4 protein-coding genes and 1 pseudogene are annotated in these 9,269 nt (G+C 66.0%); all 5 read left to right on the top strand.

Going from position 1 to position 9,269, the window contains the following annotated elements; translation table 11 throughout:
- Positions 1–519, top strand: a pseudogene (locus KDB67_RS15850) (prolipoprotein diacylglyceryl transferase family protein); the annotation flags it as partial.
- A gap of 345 nt (positions 520–864) precedes the next feature.
- Positions 865–5,436 (top strand): glutamate synthase large subunit, encoded by a 4,572-nt coding sequence (gltB, locus tag KDB67_RS15855; protein ID WP_291017520.1) that lies wholly within the window; start codon positions 865–867, stop codon positions 5,434–5,436.
- Positions 5,429–6,934 (top strand): glutamate synthase subunit beta, encoded by a 1,506-nt coding sequence (locus KDB67_RS15860; RefSeq protein ID WP_291017522.1) that lies wholly within the window; start codon positions 5,429–5,431, stop codon positions 6,932–6,934. Before gltB ends, KDB67_RS15860 begins: the two co-directional genes overlap by 8 nt.
- Before the next feature lie 109 nt (positions 6,935–7,043).
- The gene (gene pyk, locus KDB67_RS15865) at positions 7,044–8,465 is read left to right on the top strand and encodes a pyruvate kinase (RefSeq protein WP_291017525.1); all 1,422 of its coding nucleotides are present in this window, start codon (positions 7,044–7,046) and stop codon (positions 8,463–8,465) included.
- Between the two features lie 22 nt (positions 8,466–8,487).
- The coding region (locus KDB67_RS15870) for an acyl-CoA thioesterase domain-containing protein (protein ID WP_291017527.1) at positions 8,488–9,269 on the top strand (782 nt) is incomplete at its 3' end.

Consider the following 9,269-nt stretch of genomic DNA (forward strand, 5'->3'; position numbering starts at 1 on the left):
CTGCTCGCCCAGGCGATCGGGCGTCTCGGCAACTACTTCAACCAGGAGTTGTACGGCCGCGAGACCGACGTCCCGTGGGGCTTGAAGATCTACGAGCGCATCGACGAGTCCGGCCATCGGGACGCCATGAACGGTGTGTCGACCGGCGTCGTCGAGAAGATCGTGCATCCGACATTCCTGTACGAGTTGCTGTGGAATCTGCTGGTGGTGTTGATCCTGGTGGCCATCGACCGCTACGCCCGCATCGGCCACGGCCGGCTGTTCGCGCTGTACGTGGCGATGTACTGCGTCGGCCGGCTCGGGGTGGAGCTGATGCGTTCGGATCCGGCGACGGAGATCGCAGGTATCCGCATCAACGTGTTCACCGCCTGCATCATCTTCGCGATCGCGGCCGCCTACTTCGTGATCGCCCCGAAGGGCCGCGAACAGGGTCTGACGATGTACCGCGACGCCAAGGCCGCCGAACTCGAGGCACTCGGCCATATCGGTTACGTCGACGAGTTCGACTATTACGACGACGAACCGGTCGCCGAGCCCGATCCCCACGAAACCCTCACCGAGGCCATTGCCCGCCACACAGGCAACACCGGAAACATCCCGGTGATCACGGACGCTCCCGGCAACGAAACCGATCCCGAGGCCGACCCATCGGACAAGCCGAAGTAGCTCACATTCGCCGCCCGGCGCATTCACCGGCATTGGGTTAGTGTTGAGAACGCCACTCGACCACGGTATTTGACCAGCCCCACGTGGTGTCGGGCGGCGCTCATGCTCCACCGGACAGTGTTGTCCTGAGGATGCCGGTACATGTCGGCGTCGGCGACACGCAGCGCGTTGCCGGCGCGTTCGAGTGTGGAGGTCTCGATGCTGTTTTCTGCGCTCCCCGAAAAGCAGGGTCTGTACGATCCGGCCCAGGAAGTCGACTCGTGCGGTGTGGCGATGGTCACCGACATCTACGGCCGGCGCACGCATTCGATCGTCGCCGACGGGTTGCTCGCACTGGAGAACCTCGAACACCGGGGTGCGGCGGGCGCCGAACCGAACAGCGGTGACGGTGCGGGCATCCTGATCCAGCTTCCCGACGAACTGTTCCGGGCCGCCACCGATTTCGCATTGCCGGCGCCGAGTGCGTCGGGTGCCAACACGTACGCGGCGGGTGTGTGCTTCCTGCCCGCGGACCCCGAACTCCGGGCGGTCGCCGTGCGGCGGGTCACCGAGCTTGCGCAGTCCGAGGGCATCACCGTGCTCGGCTGGCGCGACCTGCCCGTCGACCCGCAGCGCGCCGATGTCGGCGCCACCGCACTGGCCTGCATGCCGTACATGAGTCAGCTGTTCGTCACCGTCGACCCGTCCTTGGGCCACGACCGCCTCGCCGGGATCGACCTGGACCGGGCGATCTATCCGTTCCGCAAACAGGCCGAACGCGTCACGCCGGAGATCGAGGCCGAAGGTACGGGCCTGTACTTCCCGTCACTGTCGAGCCGGACGATCGTGTACAAGGGCATGCTCACCACGATGCAGCTGCCACTGTTCTACGACGATCTGCGCGACGAACGCTGCCTGAGCGCGATAGCGATCGTCCATTCCCGCTTCTCCACCAACACCTTTCCGTCGTGGCCGCTGGCGCATCCGTTCCGGTTCGTCGCCCACAACGGCGAGATCAACACCGTCCGCGGCAACCGCAACCGGATGCGCGCACGCGAGGCGATGCTCGCCACCGACCTGATCCCCGGCGACCTGTCGCGGGCGTTCCCGATCTGCACCCCGGAGGCATCCGATTCGGCGTCCCTCGATGAGGTGCTTGAGCTTCTGCATCTCGGCGGTCGCAGCATCCCGCATTCGGTGATGCTGATGGTGCCGGAGGCGTGGGAGAACGTCACCGACATGGACCCCAAACGCAAGGCGTTCCTGCAGTTCAACTCCTCGATCATGGAGGCCTGGGACGGACCTGCCTGCGTCACCTTCACCGACGGAACCCTCGTCGGTGCGGTCCTCGACCGCAACGGGCTGCGCCCCGGCCGCTGGTGGCACACCCGCGACGGCCGGATCATTCTGGCCTCGGAAGCCGGTGTGCTCGACGTACCGGTCGACGACGTGGTTGCCAAGGGCCGCCTGGAACCGGGGAAGATGTTCCTCGTCGACACCGCCCACGCCCGGATCATCCCGGACGAGGAGATCAAGGGCGACCTGATGAACGCCGAGGCGTACGACGAGTGGCTGCACGCCGGGCTCCTCGACATCGCCACGCTGCCGCTGCGCCCGGTGTACCAGCCCAACCACAACACCGTGGTACGCCGGCAGCTCTCGTTCGGGTACACCGAGGAGGATCTGCGGGTGCTACTCACCCCGATGGCATCGTCGGGGTATGAGCCGCTCGGGTCGATGGGCACCGACACCCCGATCGCGGTGCTCAGCAAACGTTCCCGGTTGCTCTACGACTACTTCGTCGAACTGTTCGCGCAGGTCACCAATCCGCCGCTGGACGCGATCCGCGAGGAGATCGTCACCTCGATGGCGCGGGTGATGGGTCCGGAACAGAACACGCTGGAACCGTCGGCGGCGTCGTGCCGGCAAATCATGTTGCACGGGCCGGTCCTGGACAAGGTGGGGCTGGCCAAGATCGTGCACATCAACGACGACGGTGAGCATCCGGGGCTGGCGACGACTGTGCTCTCGGGTCTCTACGAGGTCGACAGGGGTGGTGAGGGGCTGGCCGCGGCGCTGGAAGACCTGCGGACGCGGGCGAGTGAGGCGATCGCGCAGGGCTACCGGACGCTGGTGATCTCCGACCGCCACACCGACCGCGAGCACGCGCCGATCCCGTCGCTGCTGGCGACCGCGGCCGTGCATCATCATCTGGTTCGCACCAAGGAACGCACGAAGGTCGCGCTGGTGGTGGAGTCCGGCGATGCCCGCGAGGTGCACCACATCGCGTTGCTGATCGGTTTCGGCGCTGCGGCGGTCAATCCGTATCTGGCGATGGAATCGATCGAGGACCTGATCAGCGAGGGTGAGCTGATCGGCGTGCGTCCGGCGAAGGCGGTGCGCAACTACGTCGAGGCATTGGGCAAGGGCGTGCTCAAGGTGATGAGCAAGATGGGCATCTCCACCATCAGCTCGTACACCGGCGCGCAGGCATTCGAGGCGGTCGGGCTGTCCTCGGAAGTGGTGCGCGAGTACTTCACTCGCACCGTGTCCCGGATCGAGGGCGTGGGTCTGGACGAACTCGCCGAGGAGGTGCGGCTGCGCCATCACCGGGCGTTCCCGGAGAACCCGACCGAGCAGGTGTACCGCCGTCTCGACGTGGGCGGCGAGTACCAGTACCGCCGCGAGGGCGAACTGCACGTGTTCACCCCGGAGACGGTGTTCCTGTTGCAGCACGCCACGAGAACGGGTCAGGCGGAGGTCTTTCAGAAGTACTCCGACGAGGTGGACCGGCTCTCGCGCGCCGGTGGTACCCTGCGCGGTCTGTTCGAGCTCGATCTCGCTGAGCATCAACCGATTCCGCTCGATGAGGTCGAACCGGCGTCGGAGATCATGAAACGCTTCAACACCGGCGCGATGAGCTACGGCTCGATCTCGGCCGAGGCGCATGAGACGATCGCGATCGCGATGAACCGGATCGGCGCGCGCTCGAATTCGGGGGAGGGCGGTGAGGATACCGACCGCCTCTACGATCCGCAGCGGCGCAGCGCCGTCAAGCAGGTGGCGTCGGGCCGGTTCGGCGTCACCAGCGACTATCTGATCAATGCCACCGACATTCAGATCAAGATGGCCCAGGGTGCCAAACCCGGTGAGGGCGGCCAGCTTCCGGCGTACAAGGTGTATCCGTGGATCGCCAAGACCCGCCATTCCACGCCCGGCGTGGCGCTGATCTCCCCGCCGCCACATCACGACATCTACTCGATCGAGGACCTGGCGCAACTGATCCACGATCTGAAGAATGCCAACGCACAGGCCAGGATTCACGTCAAACTGGTGAGCGCGGTGGGCGTGGGAACGGTTGCCACCGGTGTGTCCAAGGCGCACGCCGACGTCGTGCTCATCTCCGGGCATGACGGCGGCACCGGCGCCTCACCGCTGACTTCGCTCAAACATGCCGGGACGCCATGGGAGATCGGCCTGGCCGACGCACAGCAGACCCTGATGCTCAACGGTCTGCGCGACCGGATCACGGTGCAGTGTGACGGCGCGCTGCGCACCGGCCGGGATGTGATCATGGCGGCGTTGCTCGGCGCCGAGGAGTACGGATTCTCGACCGCGCCTTTGGTTGTCAGTGGTTGCATCATGATGCGGGTCTGCCACCTCGACACCTGCCCGGTGGGCGTGGCGACCCAGAACCCGACGCTGCGGGCCCGGTTCACCGGCCAGGCCGAGCACATCGTCAACTTCTTCCGGTTCATCGCCGAGGACGTACGAAAGTACCTGGCGCAGTTGGGGTACCGGACACTCGACGAGGCGATCGGGCAGTCGCAGCGACTGCACACCGATGCGGCGCTGGCGCATTGGAAGAGTCAGGGCCTGGACCTGACACCCATCTTCCGCCGGGTACCCGACGCCGGATCACCACGCCGGATCACCGGTCAGGATCACGGCATCGACAAGGCGCTCGATAACACCATCGTGCAATTGGCAGAGGGTGCGCTGAACGACGCGCGTCCGGTCACCGTCGAACTCCCGGTGCGCAACGTGAACCGCACCGTGGGCACGCTCTTGGGGTCGGAGGTGACGCGGCGATACGGTGCCACGGGCCTGCCCGAGGACACCATCACCGTCAACCTCACCGGCTCCGCGGGACAGTCGCTCGGCGCCTTCCTGCCGCCGGGCGTCACCATCAACATGGCCGGCGACGCCAACGACTACGTCGGCAAGGGATTGTGTGGTGGCCGGATTGTCGTTTCGCCGCACCAGGATTCGTGGTTCATCGCCGAGGATCAGGTGATCGCCGGAAACACCATCCTGTACGGGGCGACGTCGGGTGAAGTGTATCTGCGCGGCCGGGTGGGTGAGCGCTTCTCGGTACGCAATTCGGGAGCGATCGCCGTCGTGGAGGGTGTGGGCGATCATGCCTGCGAGTACATGACCGGCGGACGCGTGGTGATCCTGGGACCGACGGGCCGGAACCTGGCGGCCGGTATGTCGGGCGGTATCGCCTTCGTCTACGACCTCGACGCGGACAAGGTCAACACGGCGCTGGTGACGCTGATGCGTCCCGACCCCGACGATCTGCTGTGGCTGCACGACACCATCGCCACCCACACCAAGCTCACCGATTCGTCGGTGGGGGCGTCGTTGCTGGCCGACTGGCCGCGCCGGTGCCTCGGCTTCACCAAGGTCATGCCCAGCGACTACAAGCGGGTTCTCGACGCGGCCCAGATCGCCGAGGCCGAGGGGCGTGACGTCGATTCAGCGATCATGGAGGCGGCACGTGGCTGATCCACGCGGTTTTCTCGACGTTCCCAAGCACGAGGCCCGCTACCGGCCGGTGGATCAACGCGTCCACGACTGGGGCGACGTCTACGCACATCCGGCCGATCCGAGGCTGGAACTGACCGACGTCTCCGATCAGGCCCGGCGCTGCATGGACTGCGGTATCCCGTTCTGCCACTCCGGAACTGCCGGATGCCCGCTGGGCAACCTGATTCCGGAATGGAACGACCTGGTGCGCCGCAGCCGCTGGGACGCGGCCAGCGCCCGGTTGCACGCCACCAACAATTTTCCCGAGTTCACCGGTATGGTGTGCCCGGCGCCGTGCGAGGCGGCGTGTGTGCTGTCGATCTCCGAACCGACTACGGGCGGCTCGGTCACCATCAAGCGCATCGAGAAGACAATCGCGCACCAGTCCTGGGACGACGGCTTCATCCAGCCCGAACCACCCGAGGCACACACCGGGAAGTCGGTGGCGGTGGTGGGGTCGGGTCCGGCGGGTTTGGCTGCCGCACAACAACTCACGCGGGCCGGTCACGATGTCACCGTCTACGAGCGGGACGACCGGCTCGGCGGGCTGCTGCGCTACGGCATTCCCGAATACAAGTTGCAGAAGTCCGACATCGACCGCCGGATCGGTCAGATGGAGGCCGAGGGCACCAGGTTCGTCGTCAATTGTGGTGTGGGAACCGATATCTCGGTTTCCGACCTCCGGGCGAAACACGATGCCGTGGTGTTGGCGATCGGCGCGATGACCGCCCGCGACAACCCGGTGCCCGGCCGCGACCTGAACGGCGTGCATCTGGCGATGGAACATCTGGTGCCCGCCAACCGTGAATGCGAGGGCGACGGACCGAGCCCCATCACCGCCGCCGGCAAGCATGTGGTGATCATCGGCGGCGGCGACACCGGCGCCGACTGCCTGGGCACCGCGCACCGGCAGGGCGCGGCGTCGGTGGTGCAACTCGACTACAACCCCGAACTTCCGCTGGACCGCGACGATTCCAGATCGCCGTGGCCGACGTGGCCGCTGGTGATGCGGACCTCATCGGCGCACGCCGAGGGCGGGGAACGAAAATATCAGGTCGCGGTGCAGCGATTCACCGGCGACACCGACGGCAATGTCACCACGATGGTGCTGGCCGAGGTCACCGTCATCCGGGACGCCGACGGGCGCCGGTCCGTCACTCCGGTGGGTGAGGAATTCGAGATCCCCTGTGAGCTCGCATTGTTCGCGATCGGATTCGAAGGTGTCGAACGTGGGCCGCTGCTAGACGGACTGGGCCTGGCGCCCAACCGGCGCGGCGCGCTGTCCTGCGGCAGCGACTGGCAGACCGACACGCCGGGCGTATTCGTGTGCGGGGACGCACACCGCGGTGCCTCGCTCGTGGTGTGGGCGATCGCCGAGGGCCGCTCCACCGCGCGCGCCGTCGACCAGTTCCTCATGGGTGCTTCGGATTTGCCGTCACCGGTGAAACCGGCGGCGCTGCCCCTGAGCGTGCGATAGCGGTCGGCGTCAACCGGAGGTCTATGTTCATCGGCTGAAGGGGCCGGGCACCAAGCCCGCAACCGCATAGAGATGCTTACCCGACGGGACTAAGGTAGCCAAGGTGACGATGCGACGTACAAAAATTGTCTGCACGATGGGTCCGGCCACCGACTCCGACGAACGGATTCTTGAGCTGGTCCGCGCCGGGATGGATGTGGCCCGGCTCAACATGAGCCACGGCAAACATGAGGATCACGCCGAGATGTACATGCGCATCCGGCGCGCCACCGATATCACCGAAAAGGCCGTCGGTATCCTCGCCGACCTGCAGGGCCCCAAGATTCGTCTCGGCCGGTTCGACGGCTGCGACGGTAAAACCCTGTGGGAGAACGGCGAACAGATCCGGATCACCATCGATGAGGTCGAGGGCACCCACGACCGGGTATCCACCACCTACAAGGGTCTGGCCCGCGATGCGGTGGCCGGGGACCGCCTTCTCGTCGACGACGGCAAGGTGGGACTGGTCGTCACCGGAGTCGACGGCAACGACGTGATCTGTACCGTCACCGAGGGTGGCCCGGTCAGCAACAACAAGGGCATCTCGCTTCCCGGCATGAACGTATCGGTGCCGGCGCTGTCGGAGAAGGACATCGCCGACCTGGAGTTCGCGCTGCAACTCGGCGTCGACATGGTGGCCTTGTCGTTTGTGCGCAGCCCTTCCGACATCGAACTGGTCCACGACGTGATGGACCGTGTGGGGCGCCGGGTGCCGGTGATCGCCAAGCTGGAAAAGCCGGAGGCCATCGACAATCTGGAAGCAGTGGTCCTGGCCTTCGACGCGATCATGGTGGCCCGTGGCGACCTCGGTGTGGAACTGCCGCTGGAGGAGGTTCCGCTGGTGCAGAAGCGGGCCATCCAGATGGCCCGGGAGAACGCCAAACCGGTGATCGTGGCCACCCAGATGCTCGACTCGATGATCGAGAACTCGCGACCCACCCGCGCAGAGGCCTCCGATGTGGCCAACGCCGTGCTCGACGGCGCCGACGCCGTGATGCTGTCGGGCGAGACATCGGTGGGCAAGTTCGCAGTGGAGGCCGTCGCCACGATGGACAAGATCGCCAAGGCCGTCGAGGGAGGTTCGCGGGAAGTACCGCCGCTGTCGCACGTTCCGCGCACCAAGCGCGGCGTGATCTCGTTTGCGGCCCGCGACATCGGCGAGCGGCTGGAAGTGAAGGCGTTAGTGGCGTTCACCCAATCCGGCGACACCGTCCGGCGCCTGGCCCGGCTGCATTCGCGGTTGCCGCTGCTCGCGTTCACCCCGCTGCAGGAGGTGCGCAGCCAGCTCGCCCTGAGCTGGGGCACCGAGACATTCATCGTCGACCACGTCGACAGCACCGACAAGATGATCGCCGAGGTTGATACGCAGTTGATGCGGATCGGTCGGCTCAACGACGGTGACGTGGTGGTCGTGGTGGCCGGCGCGCCGCCCGGAACGGTCGGCTCCACCAACATGATCCACGTCCACAAGATCGGCGAGAAGGACCACTGACGGCCCCCGATAGGGTGTGCCTATGACCGCGCCACCTCCCGACGAAGTCGGCAACGTTTCAGACGAAGTCGGTAATAATTCAGACGATCTCGGGCAACTGTTGTCGATTCTCGACCTCGAACGCTCCGGTGACGATCTGTTCCTCGGGCAGAACCCGCCGAAGGTGAGCACCCCGCGCACCTTCGGCGGGCAGATGCTCGCACAGGGAGTGGTCGCCGCCGCCCGCTCACTGACTCGCGGCAACCCCCCGGTGCACGCCCTACACGCGCATTTCATCCGGGGCGGCGATGTGCACAAGCCGATCGAGTACCACGTGCAGCGTTTCCGCGACGGCAAGTCCTTCGCCAATCGGCAGATCACCGCGATGCAGGACGGTGAGGAACTGTGCACGATGCTCGTCGCGTTCCAGGACAATCTGGCCGGCCTCGAACACGCTGTCCGGATCCCGGAGGTGCCGCACCCGGAGGAACTGCCGACGATGGGTGAGCAGTTCGCGGGTTTCGAGGACAAGATCGCGACGTTCGTCGACGCCCTGCATCCGATCGACGTGCGGTTCGCCAACGATCCGAGCTGGAAGCTGCGCGAGGCCGGCCGCAGTCTCGATCACAATCGGGTGTGGATGAAGACCGACGGCCCGTTGCCCGACGACCCGGTCCTGCATGTGGCGGCGATGTGCTATGCCTCCGACACCACGGTGCTCGACTCGATCATCACCACGCACGGATTGTCGTGGGGATTCGACCGGCTGTTCGCCGCCACCGTCAACCATTCGATGTGGTTCCACCGCGAGTTCCGGTTCGACGA

This window comes from Gordonia sp. (in: high G+C Gram-positive bacteria), assembly GCF_020438995.1.
Lineage (GTDB): Bacteria > Actinomycetota > Actinomycetes > Mycobacteriales > Mycobacteriaceae > Gordonia.